This window comes from Pseudomonas sp. LBUM1644, assembly GCF_059716195.1.
The window spans coordinates 1,496,520-1,512,147 of sequence record NZ_CP166812.1 but is presented as its reverse complement, the minus strand read 5'-3'; the positions used below and the strand labels follow the sequence as shown (position 1 = coordinate 1,512,147).

The 15,628-nt window shown below is 59.7% G+C and carries 18 protein-coding genes; 8 read left to right on the top strand and 10 right to left on the bottom strand.

Features of this window, described 5'->3' with window-relative positions:
• Window positions 1–22: 22 nt before the first annotated feature.
• Window positions 23–2,134: a TonB-dependent receptor gene (locus tag ACA052_RS06925; protein ID WP_497648985.1), complete on the top strand. Its 2,112-nt coding sequence runs from the start codon at window positions 23–25 to the stop codon at window positions 2,132–2,134.
• Between the two features lie 31 nt (window positions 2,135–2,165).
• On the opposite strand, the gene ACA052_RS06920 is transcribed toward ACA052_RS06925, so the two are convergent.
• The 3 genes from ACA052_RS06920 to ACA052_RS06910 are packed head-to-tail and all read right to left on the bottom strand — an operon-like array spanning window position 2,166 to window position 4,028.
• Window positions 2,166–2,708: a DUF2937 family protein gene (locus ACA052_RS06920; RefSeq protein WP_497648984.1), complete on the bottom strand. Its 543-nt coding sequence runs from the start codon at window positions 2,706–2,708 to the stop codon at window positions 2,166–2,168.
• A gap of 13 nt (window positions 2,709–2,721) precedes the next feature.
• Entirely contained in the window at window positions 2,722–3,498 is a 777-nt protein-coding gene (locus ACA052_RS06915) for a class II glutamine amidotransferase (RefSeq protein ID WP_034150022.1), read from the bottom strand.
• Window positions 3,499–3,530: 32 nt separating this feature from the next.
• Window positions 3,531–4,028: an MFS transporter gene (locus ACA052_RS06910; RefSeq protein WP_497648983.1), complete on the bottom strand. Its 498-nt coding sequence runs from the start codon at window positions 4,026–4,028 to the stop codon at window positions 3,531–3,533.
• A gap of 191 nt (window positions 4,029–4,219) precedes the next feature.
• Here ACA052_RS06910 and ACA052_RS06905 point away from each other — a divergent pair, with 191 nt between their 5' ends.
• Both ACA052_RS06905 and ACA052_RS06900 read left to right on the top strand, forming a co-directional pair.
• Window positions 4,220–6,274 (top strand): S9 family peptidase, encoded by a 2,055-nt coding sequence (locus tag ACA052_RS06905; protein ID WP_497648982.1) that lies wholly within the window; start codon window positions 4,220–4,222, stop codon window positions 6,272–6,274.
• 263 nt (window positions 6,275–6,537) lie between these two features.
• Complete coding sequence (locus ACA052_RS06900) at window positions 6,538–7,011, top strand: cyclic nucleotide-binding domain-containing protein (protein WP_497648981.1); 474 nt, start codon at window positions 6,538–6,540, stop codon at window positions 7,009–7,011.
• Here ACA052_RS06900 and ACA052_RS06895 read toward each other — a convergent pair.
• The gene (locus tag ACA052_RS06895) at window positions 7,008–7,298 is read right to left on the bottom strand and encodes a hypothetical protein (protein ID WP_497648980.1); all 291 of its coding nucleotides are present in this window, start codon (window positions 7,296–7,298) and stop codon (window positions 7,008–7,010) included. The two genes, ACA052_RS06900 and ACA052_RS06895, sit on opposite strands and share 4 nt — an antisense overlap.
• Window positions 7,299–7,392: 94 nt before the next feature.
• Between ACA052_RS06895 and ACA052_RS06890 the strand changes: the two genes are divergently transcribed.
• The 4 genes from ACA052_RS06890 (at window position 7,393) to ACA052_RS06875 (ending at window position 9,588) form a co-directional block, all read left to right on the top strand.
• Complete coding sequence (locus ACA052_RS06890; RefSeq protein WP_497648979.1) at window positions 7,393–8,079, top strand: spermidine synthase; 687 nt, start codon at window positions 7,393–7,395, stop codon at window positions 8,077–8,079.
• Between the two features lie 48 nt (window positions 8,080–8,127).
• Window positions 8,128–8,502 carry a YajD family HNH nuclease gene (locus ACA052_RS06885; RefSeq protein WP_497648978.1) on the top strand — a complete coding sequence of 125 codons (375 nt, stop codon included), beginning with the start codon at window positions 8,128–8,130 and terminating at the stop codon, window positions 8,500–8,502.
• A 151-nt stretch (window positions 8,503–8,653) separates the two neighbouring features.
• The gene (locus ACA052_RS06880; RefSeq protein WP_497648977.1) at window positions 8,654–9,124 is read left to right on the top strand and encodes an RNA methyltransferase; all 471 of its coding nucleotides are present in this window, start codon (window positions 8,654–8,656) and stop codon (window positions 9,122–9,124) included.
• Window positions 9,125–9,216: 92 nt separating this feature from the next.
• The gene (locus tag ACA052_RS06875; protein WP_497648976.1) at window positions 9,217–9,588 is read left to right on the top strand and encodes a YgaP family membrane protein; all 372 of its coding nucleotides are present in this window, start codon (window positions 9,217–9,219) and stop codon (window positions 9,586–9,588) included.
• A gap of 87 nt (window positions 9,589–9,675) precedes the next feature.
• Here the strand turns inward: ACA052_RS06875 and ACA052_RS06870 are convergent, their stop codons facing one another.
• The gene (locus tag ACA052_RS06870) at window positions 9,676–10,905 is read right to left on the bottom strand and encodes a hypothetical protein (RefSeq protein WP_497648975.1); all 1,230 of its coding nucleotides are present in this window, start codon (window positions 10,903–10,905) and stop codon (window positions 9,676–9,678) included.
• A gap of 19 nt (window positions 10,906–10,924) precedes the next feature.
• Entirely contained in the window at window positions 10,925–11,374 is a 450-nt protein-coding gene (locus ACA052_RS06865; protein ID WP_497648974.1) for a YcgN family cysteine cluster protein, read from the bottom strand.
• Between the two features lie 279 nt (window positions 11,375–11,653).
• On the opposite strand from ACA052_RS06865, the gene ACA052_RS06860 reads away from it, so the two are divergent.
• Window positions 11,654–12,247 carry a nitroreductase family protein gene (locus ACA052_RS06860; protein ID WP_497648973.1) on the top strand — a complete coding sequence of 198 codons (594 nt, stop codon included), beginning with the start codon at window positions 11,654–11,656 and terminating at the stop codon, window positions 12,245–12,247.
• A gap of 90 nt (window positions 12,248–12,337) precedes the next feature.
• Here ACA052_RS06860 and ACA052_RS06855 read toward each other — a convergent pair whose 3' ends face one another.
• The 4 genes from ACA052_RS06855 to ACA052_RS06840 form a co-directional block, all read right to left on the bottom strand.
• Window positions 12,338–13,270, bottom strand: a complete 933-nt coding sequence (locus tag ACA052_RS06855) for a D-2-hydroxyacid dehydrogenase (protein WP_497648972.1) — start codon at window positions 13,268–13,270, stop codon at window positions 12,338–12,340.
• 120 nt (window positions 13,271–13,390) lie between these two features.
• Complete coding sequence (locus tag ACA052_RS06850; RefSeq protein WP_007898694.1) at window positions 13,391–13,684, bottom strand: YcgL domain-containing protein; 294 nt, start codon at window positions 13,682–13,684, stop codon at window positions 13,391–13,393.
• Complete coding sequence (rnd, locus tag ACA052_RS06845; protein WP_497648971.1) at window positions 13,681–14,814, bottom strand: ribonuclease D; 1,134 nt, start codon at window positions 14,812–14,814, stop codon at window positions 13,681–13,683. Before rnd ends, ACA052_RS06850 begins: the two co-directional genes overlap by 4 nt.
• Before the next feature lie 123 nt (window positions 14,815–14,937).
• Entirely contained in the window at window positions 14,938–15,597 is a 660-nt protein-coding gene (locus tag ACA052_RS06840; protein WP_497648970.1) for a class I SAM-dependent methyltransferase, read from the bottom strand.
• Between the last annotated feature and the right edge of the window lie 31 nt (window positions 15,598–15,628).

Sequence of the window (15,628 nt, the reverse complement as noted above, 5' to 3'; positions counted from 1 at the left end):
CCACAACTAAAAAGATCACGCCATGACCCAAACCAAGTTTGTATTTTTCATACCACTGCTCGGCGTATTCAGCGCCGCTATCCTGGCCGAGGAGACAGAGCAACAGCCTGGCACCTTGAACGTCCAGGCCACCGTCGTCTCCGCGACTCGCAACCAGGCAACCATTGCCTCGATTCCCGGATCGGTCCAGGTGATCGACGAACAGCAAGTCCGCGAACAGAGCGGCGCCGGTCGTCGGGTCTCCGATATCCTCGGGCAATTGGTCCCTGGTCTTGCACCGTCCAGCGGCGGCATGAGCAACTTCGGCCAGACGCTGCGCGGGCGCAATATGCTGGTGTTGATCGACGGGGTGTCTCAGATCGCTACACGCGATAATTTCCGCCAGCTCAACAGCATCTCCCCGGCCAGCATTGAACGTATCGAAGTGATTTCGGGAGCCAGCAGCGTCTACGGCGCGGGCGCTTCGGGCGGCATCATCAACATCATCACCAAGCGTAATCAGGGTCAGGATTTCGCTTACAGCAGCAAACTGGGTCTGACCAGCGGCAACAACCTCAAGAGTAAAGGCTTCGCCTACGAAGTCTTCCAGAGTGCGACCGGACGCAAGGATGCGCTGGACTGGTACGTCTCCGCCGACCTGACCCAGCGCAACGATCAATACGATGGTAACGGCAATCGCATCCCTCAGGACACGTCCCAAGGCAGCAACATGGACACCGAAACCTATGACCTGCAAGGTCGATTCGGTTACGAACTGGACGCCAACAAAAAACTCAGCCTGTCACTCCAGGACTATAAGGACCAACAGGACACCGGCTACTCCAAAAACCCGAATAACCGGCAGCAAGCCGTGGCGATCAAAGGGCTGAAACTGGGCGACCAGCCGTATACCCATAACCAGGCGGTCGACCTCAACTACACCGACAGCGACCTATACGGTCAGGGCCTTCAACTGGAAAGCTATTGGCGCCGTGCCGATGCGCTGTTTTTCCCGGACCTGTCGCGAGGCAAGGCAGGGATCGCCGACAACAACAGTGTGCAGGATGTCTACGGTTTGCGTGCGGCCATCGACACGCCATTGCCAGCCATCGGCAGTGCCACGGGCAATCTGGTCTGGGGCGCCGACTACAATCGCGAACGCTCCAGCCAACGTGGTGACCAGTACACGCGAAACGGACTGACCTACACCAAGACCGGCACAACCTATGAAATGGGCCCGGACATCGACACAAACACCAAGGCACTTTTCGGACAGATCGCCTGGGACATCGGTGACTGGACCTTACGTGGCGGTGTGCGTCGCGAGTGGATCGAAAGCGAGATCTCCGACAGTATCGCGTACGGTCAGATTGTTCAGACCGGCATACGCGCAACCTTGCCCGGCGATACCCTTAAATACGACGCCACGCTGTATAACCTGGGCGCTGTCTACCACTTGAGCGAAAACCAGGACATCTTCGTCAATTACAGCCAGGGATTTTCGCTACCGGACATCCAGCGTTTCATGCGAGATGTGAGCAGCACGTTCGACATCCAGAGCCTCAATGCTCAGGCTATCAAGGTCGACAGTTACGAACTGGGCTGGCGCGGCAATTGGGACACGTGGCAGGCCGATGTTACTGCGTATGAAAACACCTCGGACGTGACCCAGTTCTACGATGCCAATGATCGTGTGCTGCGTCTGATTAATCAGAAAGAGCGAGTTCGTGGTATCGAAAGCAGCCTGACTTATCGTGCGACCGATCACTGGTCGTTAGGCGGCACATACGCCTGGGCCAAAGGCGAAACCGAGCACAACGGCAAATGGGCCGACCTGCCGGCCACACGCATTTCACCCGCTAAAACCACTGTGTTTATTGGCTATGCCCGAGATGACTACAGCCTGCGCCTGCAAGGCCTGCACCTGGCCAGTTACGATGCCGCTGCCAAGGACAACAACGGGCGTGACATAAATGGCTATACGCTGGTGGATCTGCTTGGCTCAATGCAGTTGCCGGTCGGACGTCTGGAGGGAGGGGTCTACAATTTGGCTGACCGCACCTACCAGAATCTGTTCACCCAAGCCAACGCCCGAGCGCCCTACGCGAACGCGCAAGGCAGGACATTGACCATGAGTTACTCGATCGATTGGTAAAAAAAGAGCCGGTAATCCGGCTCCTTCTTTTTTACAACCCGCGCACATCCCGGTCTTCAATCGGTCGGCTCTGGCGCAGGCGTTTGCCGCCCAGCACCACCCAGTCGATCAACCGGAACAGGCATTCGATCCCGAACGAAAGCAGCAACGCGCCGCTCATGCCCCAGATCATCGCTTCCGGCGTCAACAGGATCTGGTAGCTGTAGCCATTCCAGGTTTCCTTGCGAATGTCCGGATCAGCGGCCAATGCCACTTGCAGGACGCGGATGTACCACGGGCCTTGCATGGCCTGGAACTGTTTATCGAGGGCCAGCTGACGGGTGAGCAAGGTGCTCAGGCTGTCGGCGTCGCTGCGAAAAATCGGGTCTTCGCTGGCGCGGTAATGGGCGACCAATGCCTGCATGTCACCTTTGAAGAACTGATTGGCCGTGCCCTGGAAACCGCTCAAGCCGGTTTGCGCTTCAATCAAATGGGCTTCGACCCGTTTGGTGTAATCGCTGATGAACCCCGGCACCTGAACACCGATCAACAGGCCCGCCGCAAACAACACCAGCCGTAGATAACTGAGCAACATGGGGGGAGATCCTTTATTCGGTCTTGCCCTGGCTGACGCATTCGCCGCGTCGCCAGAGGCTCCATTGGCCCGGTTCGTAGCGGGTCCAGGTTTCGTTTTCGGTCAGGGGTTCGGTGGCAATCACCGTGACCACGTCGTTGGGGGTGGTTTCGGCCTGGAAGTCGACAATGACATCGACATCCTTCAGGCGCGCCGGGCCGAACGGGGCGCGGCGGGTGATCTGCGCCAGTTTGGTCGAGCAGTAGCAGAACAGCCAGTCACCGTCGCTGAGCAGGCAATTGAAGACGCCTTTGCTGCGGTATTCGGCGCAGGCGGCCACCAGGTCCGGCAGCAGTTCTTCGACCTCGACCGGCTCAGGGAACGCCGCACGTACGCGGTTGAGCAAATCGCAGAACGCCGCTTCGCTGTCGGTATCGCCGACCGGGCGGTAGAAACTGGCGGTCGGTTGAAAGTCCGCGAGCTGGCCGTTATGGGCGAAACACCAGTTGCGCCCCCACAGTTCGCGCACGAACGGATGGGTGTTGGACAGGCAGACCTTGCCGACATTGGCCTGGCGAATGTGCCCGATCACCACTTCACTTTTGATCGGATAGCGCTGCACCAGGTTGGCGACTTCGGACTCGCAGCTTGCCGCCGGGTCCTGGAACAGTCGCAGGCCACGGCCCTCGTAAAAGGCGATGCCCCAACCGTCACGGTGCGGTCCGGTACGGCCGCCGCGCTGCATCAGCCCGGTGAAGCTGAACACGATATCGGTCGGCACATTGGCGCTCATGCCCAATAACTCACACATGCTCGGACTCTCGCTTCAAGGCAGGGGCAACGTTACAAACGCGGTTCGACCCGCAACCGCTGAGGGTTGCTCGGGACGGGCGGACGACCATAACGATCATCGCCGGCACCGCCGAAAGGTTGATCGTCTTCAGGTTCGTCAGCCCTGACGGCGGCTTTAGCGGCCGCTGCCTGTTCCTGGCGAGCCCTGGACGCGCGCTCGATGGGAAAACGGATGGCCACGAACACCAGGTAAATGCCAAAGGCAATCATGCCGTACATGAACAGGTCGGAAATCGCCCGCCAGGCGTTGTTGCCGACCTTGAAGGCGAGGTCGAGGGCCGTAATGGCGATGGCCGGAGCGACCTTTTCCTTCACCGGGTCGATAATGGTCGGGCTAAACAGCAACACGGCCATCAGCAGCCGCAGCGGTTCACGCAACCAGCGCCACATCCAGCGGGTCATGCGCATCCACACCAACAGGCAGCCTAAAGCGGCAAAGGCGTAGAGGCCCCAAGCGATCAGATAGTCGTTCTCGGTCATGGTGTCCATGGCAAGGCAGGCAAAGAGGCGCTTATAGTAACGACTTTTCGCACATCAGGCTTGTCCATGTGGGAGCGGGCTTGCTCGCGAAAGCGGTGTATCAGGCGAAATCCATATCGACTGACACTCCCTCTTCGCGAGCAGGCTCGCTCCCACAGGTTGCGAAGCCCTCTATTCCGTACATTGTTCGAGAGTCCTTCATGCCCCTATCCGCCAACGTTTCCGACGCCCCGATTGCCCACAAGGCAGAAGGTTCTGACCCGTATGCCTGGCTGCAGGAGCGCGACACCGACGCGGTGCTCGACTACCTGAAGGCCGAGAACCATTACCAGGAAGCGCAAACTGCCGATCAGGCCGGCCTGCGTGAAACCCTGTTCGAAGAGATCAAGGGCCGGATTCTCGAGACCGACCTGTCCTTGCCTTCCCCTTGGGGCCCGTACCTGTATTACACGCGGACCACCGCCGGTGACGAATACGCCCGTCACTACCGCTGCCCGCGCCCGGCCGATGACAGCCTGCAACTGGACGAGAGCCGGGAAGAACTGTTACTGGACCCGAACGAACTGGCCAATGGCGGCTTCTTCTCCCTCGGCGCGTTCAGCATCAGCCCCGACCATCAGCGTCTGGCCTACAGCCTCGACACCACGGGTGATGAGATTTACACGCTGTTCGTGAAGGAATTGTCCAACGGCCGTGTCAGCGAACTGGAGTTCCAGGATTGCGACGGCAGCATGACCTGGGCCAACGACAGCCTGACGCTGTTCTTTGGCGAACTCGACGACACCCATCGGCCGCACAAACTGTTCCGCTATCGGCTGGACGGAACGGCGGCCGAAGAAGTCTTCCATGAGCCCGACGGCCGGTTCTTCATGCATTGCTACCGCTCGAGTTCCGAACAGCAATTACTGCTGTCCCTGGGCAGCAAGACCACCAGCGAAGTCTGGGTGCTCGACGCGTTCCAGCCGCAGCAGCCCTTTACCTGCCTGGCGCCACGTGTTGAAGACCATGAATACGACGTCGACCATGGCGCGCTCGACGGCCAATGGACCTGGTTCATCCGGACCAACCGCGACGGCATCAACTTTGCCCTTTATCACGCCATCGATACCGGCGTCGCACCGACCGAGGCCGACTGGCAGAACCTGATCCCGCACAGCGACAGCGTGATGATCGACGGCATGAGCCTCAACGCCGGGGCCATGACCCTGAGTTTGCGCGAGGGCGGCTTGCCTATCATCGAGGTTCATCCGCAGGATTTACCGAGTTACCGGGTGCAACTGCCGGATGCGGCCTACAGCCTGCATGTGCAGAACAGCCTGGAATTCGTCAGCGAGCGGATTCGTCTGCGCTACGAAGCGTTGAACCGCCCGGCACAAATCCGCCAACTCGAACTGGCGACCGGCGAGCAGAAAGTCCTCAAGGAAACGCCGGTGCTAGGTCCGTTCGATGCTGATGCCTATGTGAGTCAGCGCCTTTGGGCGACGTCGCCAGACGGGACGCAGGTGCCGATCAGCCTTGTAGTCAAACGCGAAGCACTGGGAAAACCTACGCCGCTTTATCTCTACGGCTACGGCGCTTATGGCGAAAGCCTCGACCCATGGTTCTCCCATGCCCGATTGAGTCTGCTGGACCGTGGCGTGGCATTCGCCATTGCTCACGTGCGTGGCGGCGGAGAGCTGGGGGAGGCTTGGTATCGCGCGGGCAAGCAGGAACATAAACACAACACGTTCAGCGACTTTATCGCCTGTGCCGAACATTTGATTGCCAATGGCTTTACCACTTCATCGCAATTGGCGATCAGTGGAGGCAGCGCCGGTGGCCTGTTGATCGGCTCCGTGCTCAACATGCGGCCAGAGCTGTTTGCTGCAGCGATTGCCGAAGTGCCGTTCGTCGACGTGCTGAACACTATGCTCGACCCGGACTTGCCGCTGACCGTCACTGAATACGACGAGTGGGGCAATCCCGAGGAGCCGGACGTTTATGATCGGATCAAGGCCTACGCCCCGTACGAAAACGTCACCGCGCAAGCGTATCCGGCGACCTTGGTGGTCGCAGGCTACAACGACAGTCGCGTGCAGTATTGGGAAGCCGCCAAGTGGGTGGCTAAACTGCGCGCGACCAAGACTGACAACAATCCGCTGCTGCTCAAGACCGAATTGGGTGCCGGGCATGGCGGAATGAGCGGCCGATATCAGGGGTTGCGTGACGTAGCGCTCGAATACGCATTTGTTTTCAAGGTTTTGGGCATCGCCTGAGGAACTTGGCCCGGCGTATCGGTCTTAACACCAGACACCGGGCTGACGCAGCTCTCTGTAGCAGCTGCCGAGCTTGCGAGGCTGCGTTCGGCTGGGCAGCAGTCGTGAATCCAGGCGACACGATTTGTCAGATAAACCGCGAGTTCCAGTTTTACGACTGCTGCGCAGCCGAACGCAGCCTCGCAGGCTCGGCAGCTGCTACAAGAGGTCGTGAGATCTTTATCAACCCGGAACAACAGACACAACAAAAAGACCGTGACGACATGTCAGAACCGACCTTACTGAACAATGAAATACGCGACTGGCTGATGGACTGCGGCCTGTTTGACCAATTGCTGCCCGTGGACTTTGCTGCGGCGTCGGGCTATTTCAGTATCAGCACCGTCGCCCAGGGCGAAGAGATTTTCCACGAAGGCGATGCCGGCAGTTTCATGTGCATCATCCACTCCGGCCAGGTCGCCGTGCAGAAAACCAACGGCGACGGACAATTGGTGACCATGGCTACCTTGCGCAGCGGACGCTCGTTCGGCGAAATGGCCGTGCTCGACGGCGAACGGCGTTCGGCCAGTTGCGTGGCCGCCAGTCATTGCCAGCTGCTCAACCTGGGCAAGGACTCCCTGGAAAAGATGATCAACGACGCGCCGAAAATCGCCGCGAAGGTCATCCGCGCCCTCGCCGTTTCCCTGTCCAAACGCCTGCGCATGGCCGACGGGCAATTGCTATCGCAGCAAGTCTAACCCCCCGGCGGTTTCACCCTTGGCGAGTTTTGCTCCAACCCCGGCAACGGTTGGTCCTTGGTTGGCGGGCTAGGCATTTCAATGGGCACCAACGGTGGCCCGCCGCTGCCCGGGCCGACTTTGGGCAAGGGTGCGGGACTGATTTGCGGATATGGCGTGGGAGTCGCCGTGCCGGGCGAACCAGGCAGTGGCGAAGGACTGGTCGGAATGATCTGCATTTCCTGGGCGCGCAGTGCAGTTATCGAGAGCGCGGCCAAGGCAATGACCGTTAGAATGGTGCGCTTCATCAATGGCTCCGTTGGCCTTGTTGTCTGTTTGCAGGCTACTCCCAACTGCGTGCGTTTGCCTTCCCCCAATGCCCATTCTTCTCAAGAGAGCTCCATGAAACGTTTCGTTCTGCTCGACACTGCCCCTATCCCTGAAAACGGCGGTGCCCTGTGCCTGTTCGAATACGGTGAGGATTTCGTCATCAAGATCCAGGGCGGCGATGGCGGGCAATTGATGAACACCCGCATGCACGGCTCCGAAGATGCGTTGGCCGAGATTCCGTGCCGCAAAGTCGCCGGCCGGCCGAACTCGCGAGTGTTGATCGGAGGCTTGGGCATGGGCTTCACGCTGGCCTCGGCCCTTAAACATTTGGGCAAGAGCGCTGAAGTGGTGGTCGCCGAACTGGTACCCGGCGTGGTTGAGTGGAATCGCGGACCGCTGGGAGAAAAAGCCGGAAACCCGTTGCTCGACCCGCGCACCGTGATCCGCATGGAAGACGTGGCCAAGGTGCTGCAGGCCGAGCCCCAAGGTTTCGACGCGATCATGCTCGACGTCGACAACGGTCCGGAAGGCCTGACCCAGAGGGCCAACAGCTGGCTGTATTCGGCCGGTGGCCTCGGCGCCTGCGCCAAGGCCCTGCGGCCCAAAGGCGTGCTGGCGGTCTGGTCGGCCAGTGCCGACAAGCAGTTTTCCGACAAACTGAAAAAGGCCGGTTTCAAGGCCGAGGAAGTGCAAGTCTTCGCCCATGGCAACAAGGGCACCCGCCACACCATCTGGATTGCCGAGAAGCTCAAGGCCTGAGCTAAACTCCACCTATACCGTCATTAGTCTTTTTACAAAGGTGAACCCATGAGTTCGTCAACGCCTCCGACCAACACTTCGAAGCTGGACCGCATCCTCGCCGATAACCAGCGCGACAAGGAAATGGGTTACCGCGACAAGGCCCTGAAGATGTACCCGCATGTGTGCGGCCGCTGCGCCCGTGAGTTCGCCGGTAAACGCCTGAGCGAGCTGACCGTGCACCACCGCGACCACAATCACGACAACAACCCGCAAGATGGGTCGAACTGGGAATTGTTGTGTTTGTATTGCCATGACAATGAGCATTCGCGATATACCGACCAGCAGTACTTTAGTGAGGGCTCGCTGGGTTCGCCGAAGATCGCCAAGGCGACGCATAACCCGTTTGCTGCGTTGGCGGGGTTGATGAAGAAAGAAGATTAGAAGCAAAAGATCGCAGCCTTCGGCAGCTCCCACATTGAATTGCGTACGCCTGTAGGAGCTGCCGAAGGCTGCGATCTTTTGATCTTGTTCCTCAACGCCCCTTCCCCAATCCCCGTATAATCGCCGTTTTTTCCCCGAAGGCACCCCGCTCGTGGCAGACAAACGGTACAGCTGCATTGGTTTGTATAACCCCAAATCACCCGAGAACGTCGGTTCGGTGATGCGCGCCGCTGGCTGTTACAGCGTGGCGTCGGTGTTCTACACCGGCAAGCGTTATGAACGCGCCGCCGACTTCGTCACCGACACCAAGCGTGCCCACTACGACATTCCGTTGATCGGCATCGACGACCTGAAGAAAATCCTGCCGCTGGGCTGCGTGCCCGTGGCCGTGGAACTGGTCGAAGGCGCCCGCTCATTGCCGGAATACACCCACCCGGATCGCGCACTGTACATTTTCGGCCCGGAAGATGGCTCGCTGGATAAAGAGATCCGCGACTGGTGCGAAGACGTGGTCTACATCCCGACGACCGGCTGCATGAACCTCGCGGCCACTGTCAACGTCGTGCTCTATGACCGCATGGCCAAGGGTTTGAACACCCGCTCCGGAGCGAAATTTCGTTGATTCGCCGCACATCCAATGGAACAAGCTGTCCGCTTCGGCAGTCAGCTTAATTATCTATTCTTGAAGCAGCCTTTCCCGCCTGGAGACAGATCATGAGCGAACTCAAACGCGTTGAGCGTATCGAATCCACCCCGTTCCAGACTCACCCCGACCAGAACGTTCATGGTTGGGAGCGCATCGGCTCGCTGGCCGGTGGCGTGGTGATGGTCGGCAAGGGACTGCGTCGTGGCGGTGTGTTTGGCTTGATTCAAGTGGCGATCGGCGGTGTAGCGCTGGCCCGTGGTATTACCGGGCACAGCTCGGCCAAGAGCCTGCTGGAAAAGAGCCGTCAGGACATGAACAACGTGCGGGCGAAGATTCAACGTGCCGGGGAAGAATTGAGTCGGTTGAAGGCAAATGCCGAGGCGGCGACCAATACCGCGACCGTGACGGGCAATGATTCGTTGAAGTCGCCTAAAGCTTAAGATCAAAAGATCGCAGCCTTCGGCAGCTCCTACACAGGGTTTTGCGTACACCTGTGGGAGCTGCCGAAGGCTGCGATCTTTTGATGTTTACTGAAGCAACTCGGTATCGAGGACCTTGGACGATTCGCCTAAAACGCCTTCGGCCAGTTGAACAAACTCCTTGGTATCCACGCTCTCCAGATGCATTGCCCCGCGCAACACATCATCCAGCGAACGCTTGTTCCGTGTCTTCAGGCGGATCTCGCGATCCAGTTCCTGTAACACCACCACCGCTTTCGAAATCTGCGCCGGGCTGATCTGCTCGCCGCGCAAGGTCGTGACTTTCTGGCTGTCCTTGGCCAACTTGTGCTGCAAACCCGCATACCGCTCATCACTCATACCGCCGGCACGGCGCACCATTTCGATCGCGTAGTACTCGGCAAACCCTTCGCTGATCCATTCGCTGCGCTGTTTGTCGTTGATCCGCGCGAACATTTGGGCCAATTCACGCACCAGCGCGCTGGAGCCACCTTCGCTCACCAGCGGCAGGCGTGTGTTCAGGTAGATCGAGTCATGTGCGGCAAGGCTACCGCGCCACATCGGGTCGTTGGCGCCGACAATCAGCAATTTGCCGGGATGACGCGCAAACACTTCTTGCACTTGTGGCCAGACAAACGTCAGCAGTGTCAGCACATCCATGCGGCGCAGGCCCTGGCCTTGAGGCGAGGCGACAGTGACCTCGGTTTCCCCCAGCCGTGTGCGACGGCTGCCAAGGTGACCGGCGAGCATCCAGCCGGTGGGCCGGTCGAACAGTCGGGAAACGTTGTCGATGCGGAACTTGTTCTTGCCGATCCGCGGCCAGGCGGTTTCGACGCTTTTCCAGCCGTTGGGCAATTCGAATTCGAGCCGTGAAACCAACTCGATGCCATCCTGTTGATCGAGTTTTGCGGCCGGCACCAGGTCATCGCCGCGCATCAGCGCCCAAGTCGGCGTCATGCGGCTGTCGAAGCTGCCGCTCTTGAGGCTGTGGCTGATGCGTACGCGGTAGGTCAGGCTGGCCTTGTCGGCGGCCGGATGCCAGACACCGCGGGCCTGTTCGCCCGGTGTGAGCTGCCATTGGCCGTCGGCCTTGAAGTCGCTGTAGTGGCTGCCGTCACCGAGGTCGAAATCCAGGCTGCGCACAGCCGAGCCTTGGGCCAGGGTCAGACGCACTTCCGCCTGGTCGCTCTGCGGCAGCAGACGCACGTGGTAATCCAGATCGACTTTCCTGGCCGCCCACACCGACGAACTCAGGGCCACCAGCCCGACGGCCAACGCCAGCCGCAATCCCACAGCCATACACACCCCTTGTAAAACGTTAACCCGCTCGAAAAATCAGATGATCTTCCCAATCGTCTTCGGCCACGCTGCCTTCGGCGAGCATACGCCCGGATTGTGAAATACGTTCGTGGTGCACCGCATCACGATCACCGCACACCAGATGATGCCAAAGCGGCAAGTCCTTACCTTCACTGACCAGGCGATAACCGCAGGTCGGGGGCAGCCATTTGAACTCGTCGGCCTTGCCGGGTGTGAGCTGGATGCAGTCCGGCACGAAGTCCCGGCGGTTGGGATAGTCGGTGCACTGGCAGGTTTTCAGGTCCAGCAATTTGCAGGCGATGCGCGTGTAATAGACCGAGTTGTCCTCTTCGTCTTCGAGCTTTTGCAGGCAGCAGAGACCACAGCCGTCGCACAGCGACTCCCATTCCACTTGATCGAGTTGATCGAGGGTTTTGCGTATCCAGAACGGTTCGACTTTGGCGGCCATGGCTCAAGCATCAACATCAGGTGGTGAAAAGGCCGCCAGTCTAGTGCCCAGAGCCCCGCGGGCCAAGCATTGGCGACTGCCGGTAGAACGGCACTTGTCAGTTCTTGCGCCGCCAAGTAGCTTTGCCAGTTCAAGGAGCCAAGCTTGCGTGCCATTAGCGCCCGACCGCGTTGCATTCAGGTGAGTTACCACGGCTCTCGAAAACCTCATCGCTCAGCTCAACTGCGCCCGCCGGTTTTTATTCGACTCTCTGACTCACACGTAGCAAGGAATTTCTGCATGAGCGCAAATCCACGCGTTGCCGACTATGCCATCCACCCGCAATTCACTGATCGCTGGTCGCCCCGCGCCTTCACCGGCGAAACCATTCCCGAAGAAACCCTGCTGAGCTTCTTCGAAGCCGCACGTTGGGCGCCCTCGGCCTATAACTCGCAGCCTTGGCGGTTTCTGTATGCGCGTCGTGATACGCCGAACTGGGGGCGCTACCTGGGCTTGCTGAACGAGTTCAACCGCGGCTGGGCACAACACGCCTCGGCGCTGGTGATCGTGGTGTCGAAAACTACCTTCGCGGTGCCTGGTGCGACTGAAGAAACCCCGGCCTTGTGGCACACCTTCGACACCGGTTCGGCCTGGGGTCATTTGGCGTTGCAAGCGAGCCTCAGCGGCTGGCATACCCATGGCATGGCCGGTTTCGATCAGGAGCTGACCCGCAAAGAGCTGAATATCCCTGAGGGTTATGCGCTGCACGCGGCTGTTGCTGTAGGCAAACTGGGCGATAAGGCAACGCTGGCGGATTACCTGCAAGCGCGTGAAGAACCGAGCCCGCGTCGTCCGCTGAGCGAGCTCGCTGCTGAAGGTGATTTCACCCTCTAAAAGCAAAAGATCGCAGCCTGCGGCAGCTCCTACAGGGGAATGCATATCCCTGTAGGAGCTGCCGCAGGCTGCGATCTTTTCAGCGACAACTCAGTACCCGCGAGTGAAATCCACTTCCCCGCGCAATGCCTCTCCCGCCTGATACGCCCGCAAATTCTCGACAAACAGGTTCACCATCATCGTTGGCGATGTCGGTGCCGAACTGTGGCCGGTCAGTAGCAAACCCCAGGCCGTCCAAAACGGGTGGCGTTGCGGCAGTGGCTCCTGGCGGCAGACGTCGATCACGGCACCCGCCAGATGCCCTTCCTTCAACGCTTCCACCAAGTCCGCATCAACCACCGCCACGCCGCGTCCGACGTTGATGAACAACCCGGTCGGCTTGAACTGCTTGAACAGCGCCGCGTCGTACAGGTCATGGGTATCCGGCGTATTGGGCAGCAGGTTGACCACGTAATCCACTTCACCGACCAGGCGCGGCAGGTCAGCCAATGTCCCGATTTCGGTAAACGGCGCCTGCTCCCGAGCTTCGCTGGCGATGCCATACAGCTCGACACCAAACGGCACGAGGAACCGCGCCACGGTCTGCCCGATGTCACCGGTGCCGACGATCAACACTTTGCGCCCCGCCAGGCTTTGACCATGGCGACTGTCCCACTTGCGCTCAACCTGGCTGACCAGCCGCGCCAATACTTCGCGCTCGTGGCCGAGCATGTAGGTCAACACGTATTCGGCCATCACCTGGCCGAAAATCCCTACCGCCCGCGTCAGGCGATAGTGCCGTGGCAAGCCGTCGGCCAGCAGCGGCGTGATGCCTGCCCAGGTCGATTGCAGCCAGTGTGGTTCGTGCCCCTGGCGCAACAGGGTTGCCAGCAGGTCAGGCTGACCGAGCCAGATCGGGCAAGCGGCGGCCTGGCTGGCCAGCTCGGCGGAGTCACCGCTGGTCATGACTTCCAGATCAGGCGCTGCTTGACGCAACAGTTGGGCGTACACAGGGTGGTCGTGTTCAGCAATCAGAACGCGCATGGTTCAAACCTTTCAAAAACAGTGCAGACGCCCGCCGACGGAGTATTGCTCCATCGTCACGGCCATCGCCAAAATCATTCCAGTGTTTCATAAAGGCTCTGAACAGAGCCTGTCTGCCGGTTACATCGGATCGTTACGGCGCAGCAACTCTTCTGGCAAATGCTCGATGTACTCGTCTTCAGCCGGCGGCATTTGCAGGTGATAACCCTGCTTTTCGAGGTTTTCCAGGACCACAGTGATGTCCTCGCGCGACAATTTGCGCTCGGGGGTCAGCACCAGGTCGAAAGCGTGGTGGGGCTTGCCGAACGCGGCCATCAGACTTTCCGGGACGCGCTCCAGTGCGTCACTTTTGAGCACATAGAGGTACATCTCGTTTTTCTTCAGGCTTCGGTAGATGGAGCAAATACGTTTCAAGGCTGTTCTCCGGCGGTGGCCAGGCTGTCGAGCAGCGCTTGGCCCATCAATTCGCGGCGCCAGCCACGCAGCGAATCAGGCAATTGGTAAGGACCGTTGGGGTAGCCGCTCTTGAGCAGCGCTTCCAGGGTTTTCTTGCGCAGCATCAACTCCGGCGCGATGTTCAGGCGCTCGGCTTCGGCCTGGCCGATGGCGCGCAGCTGTTTGACCAGCGCAGCAGCATCCACCGGCAAGGGCTCAGGCACAGCGGGTGGCCACTGCTCAGGCGACACACTGCCTGAGCGTTTGATCAGATCAAGCAGAAATTCGCCGTCCTGACGCACGGTACGCGGATGCATGTCTTCGATTTTCGCCAACGCGCCGAGGTTGTCCGGTTGAGTCCGCGCCAGCGGCCACAGGGAATGTTCACGGACAATACGGTTGCGCGGCAGATCACGGGCGCGGGCCTCGCGCTCACGCCAGGCGCAGAGTTCGCGCAGCACGGCCAGTTGGGCACGGGAGAGTTTCCAGGCCAGTTTGGCTTCGCGATAGACCTCGTAAGGGTCGACCTCGCGGCGCAGATTGGCCACCAGCTCGGCACCGTCCTCCAATACCCAGTTGTATTTGTCGTCAGACAGTTTCGGACGAAGCTGTACGAAAACTTCCGCCAGGTGCAGGGCATCTTCGGCGGCGTAGCTGATCTGCGTGTCGGAAAGCGGGCGTTGCAGCCAGTCGGAGCGCGTCTCGCCCTTCGGCAGGTCGATGCCGAGCACCTCGTGCACCAGGCGCGAGTACCCCATGGAAAAACCCAGGTTCAGGTAAGCGGCGGCCAATTGGGTATCGAACAACGGCGCCGGCAGACTGCCGGTCAGGCGCAGCAAGACTTCGAGGTCTTCGCTGCACGCATGGACGACTTTGACTACGGCCGGGTTTTCCAGCAACGCGGACAGCGGTTGCCAGTTATCAATGGTCAGCGGGTCAATCAGGTAAGCGCGTACGCCATCACCGATCTGCAGCAGGCCAGCGATCGGGTAAAAGGTGTCGACCCGCATGAATTCGGTGTCGAGGGCAACGAAAGGCAGCTGCTGCCACTCGGCGCAAAACTGACCGAGGCTATCGTTGTCGCGAATCCAGTGAATATCGATGGCCACACGGCTCTCCCTTGAAGAATGGCGCGCAGTATATATCGCCCCCGGCGATTTCCGCGCATCCACTGAACAAGAGCTTTAGCGAAATTACCTGCCGAACTGCAAGATTTGTCTGACAAATGGAGCCTAACCGGTCTTACGCAGTACGTAGACCCGCATCCGCGCGCAACCCGGCAGGAAATCCTGATGACTGAGCAAGCGGAAACCGGCTCGCTTGAACTCGGCTTCTACGTCCGCCCTGCTAACGAGCGAGCGGGCGGTAGCGCGCTCTGCGCTTGATCGCCGGGGGAAACGAGATTCGACCCGCAACGCGACAATGACCGTATCGCGGCTGACTCGATGAAACTCTTCCAGCATGGCCAACCGATGCTCGGGGGAGACGATGTGTTGAAACAGCTCCATGCAAAAAATGCAGTCAACCGCATTGGCCGTCAGACCGATGGTGAACGTTGAACTCTGAAACGTCTTGACCCGCCTGAGCAGGTCCTGCGTGTGATGTGTCTGGGCGTGATTAAGCATGTCCTGCGACGGATCTGACGCGAGAATCACCCGGTTCGAATGTTCGGCCAGCACCGGCCAGAAGCGCCCGATACCACAAGCCACATCGAGCACCAGTCCCGGCTCGCCGGCGACTTTGAGCGCGTTGCGCACCCGTTGCTCGTCACGCCATAACGTCAGGCGTTCGGCCAGGCCACGAGGTCGCGGCTCAAGGCAGACGCGCGCGTGTTCCTGGTCGTAGCGCCTGGCGAACTCAAGTTCTATGGCGGAAGGGGGCTGAGCGGACATATGCGATGGCTCTAGGATTCGACGGCCGCAG

Excerpts from the sequence above, each read along its gene's own strand:
- ACA052_RS06865 (WP_497648974.1), bottom strand. The coding sequence starts at position 11,374 with ATGGCCGCCAAAGTCGAACCGTTCTGGATACGCAAAACCCTCGATCAA.
- ACA052_RS06915 (WP_034150022.1), bottom strand. The coding sequence starts at position 3,498 with ATGTGTGAGTTATTGGGCATGAGCGCCAATGTGCCGACCGATATCGTG.
- ACA052_RS06885 (WP_497648978.1), top strand. The coding sequence starts at position 8,128 with ATGAGTTCGTCAACGCCTCCGACCAACACTTCGAAGCTGGACCGCATC.
- ACA052_RS06860 (WP_497648973.1), top strand. The coding sequence starts at position 11,654 with ATGAGCGCAAATCCACGCGTTGCCGACTATGCCATCCACCCGCAATTC.
- ACA052_RS06920 (WP_497648984.1), bottom strand. The coding sequence starts at position 2,708 with ATGTTGCTCAGTTATCTACGGCTGGTGTTGTTTGCGGCGGGCCTGTTG.
- ACA052_RS06895 (WP_497648980.1), bottom strand. The coding sequence starts at position 7,298 with ATGAAGCGCACCATTCTAACGGTCATTGCCTTGGCCGCGCTCTCGATA.
- ACA052_RS06870 (WP_497648975.1), bottom strand. The coding sequence starts at position 10,905 with ATGGCTGTGGGATTGCGGCTGGCGTTGGCCGTCGGGCTGGTGGCCCTG.
- ACA052_RS06925 (WP_497648985.1), top strand. The coding sequence starts at position 23 with ATGACCCAAACCAAGTTTGTATTTTTCATACCACTGCTCGGCGTATTC.
- ACA052_RS06910 (WP_497648983.1), bottom strand. The coding sequence starts at position 4,028 with ATGGACACCATGACCGAGAACGACTATCTGATCGCTTGGGGCCTCTAC.
- ACA052_RS06890 (WP_497648979.1), top strand. The coding sequence starts at position 7,393 with ATGAAACGTTTCGTTCTGCTCGACACTGCCCCTATCCCTGAAAACGGC.
- ACA052_RS06875 (WP_497648976.1), top strand. The coding sequence starts at position 9,217 with ATGAGCGAACTCAAACGCGTTGAGCGTATCGAATCCACCCCGTTCCAG.
- ACA052_RS06840 (WP_497648970.1), bottom strand. The coding sequence starts at position 15,597 with ATGTCCGCTCAGCCCCCTTCCGCCATAGAACTTGAGTTCGCCAGGCGC.
- ACA052_RS06855 (WP_497648972.1), bottom strand. The coding sequence starts at position 13,270 with ATGCGCGTTCTGATTGCTGAACACGACCACCCTGTGTACGCCCAACTG.
- ACA052_RS06905 (WP_497648982.1), top strand. The coding sequence starts at position 4,220 with ATGCCCCTATCCGCCAACGTTTCCGACGCCCCGATTGCCCACAAGGCA.
- ACA052_RS06900 (WP_497648981.1), top strand. The coding sequence starts at position 6,538 with ATGTCAGAACCGACCTTACTGAACAATGAAATACGCGACTGGCTGATG.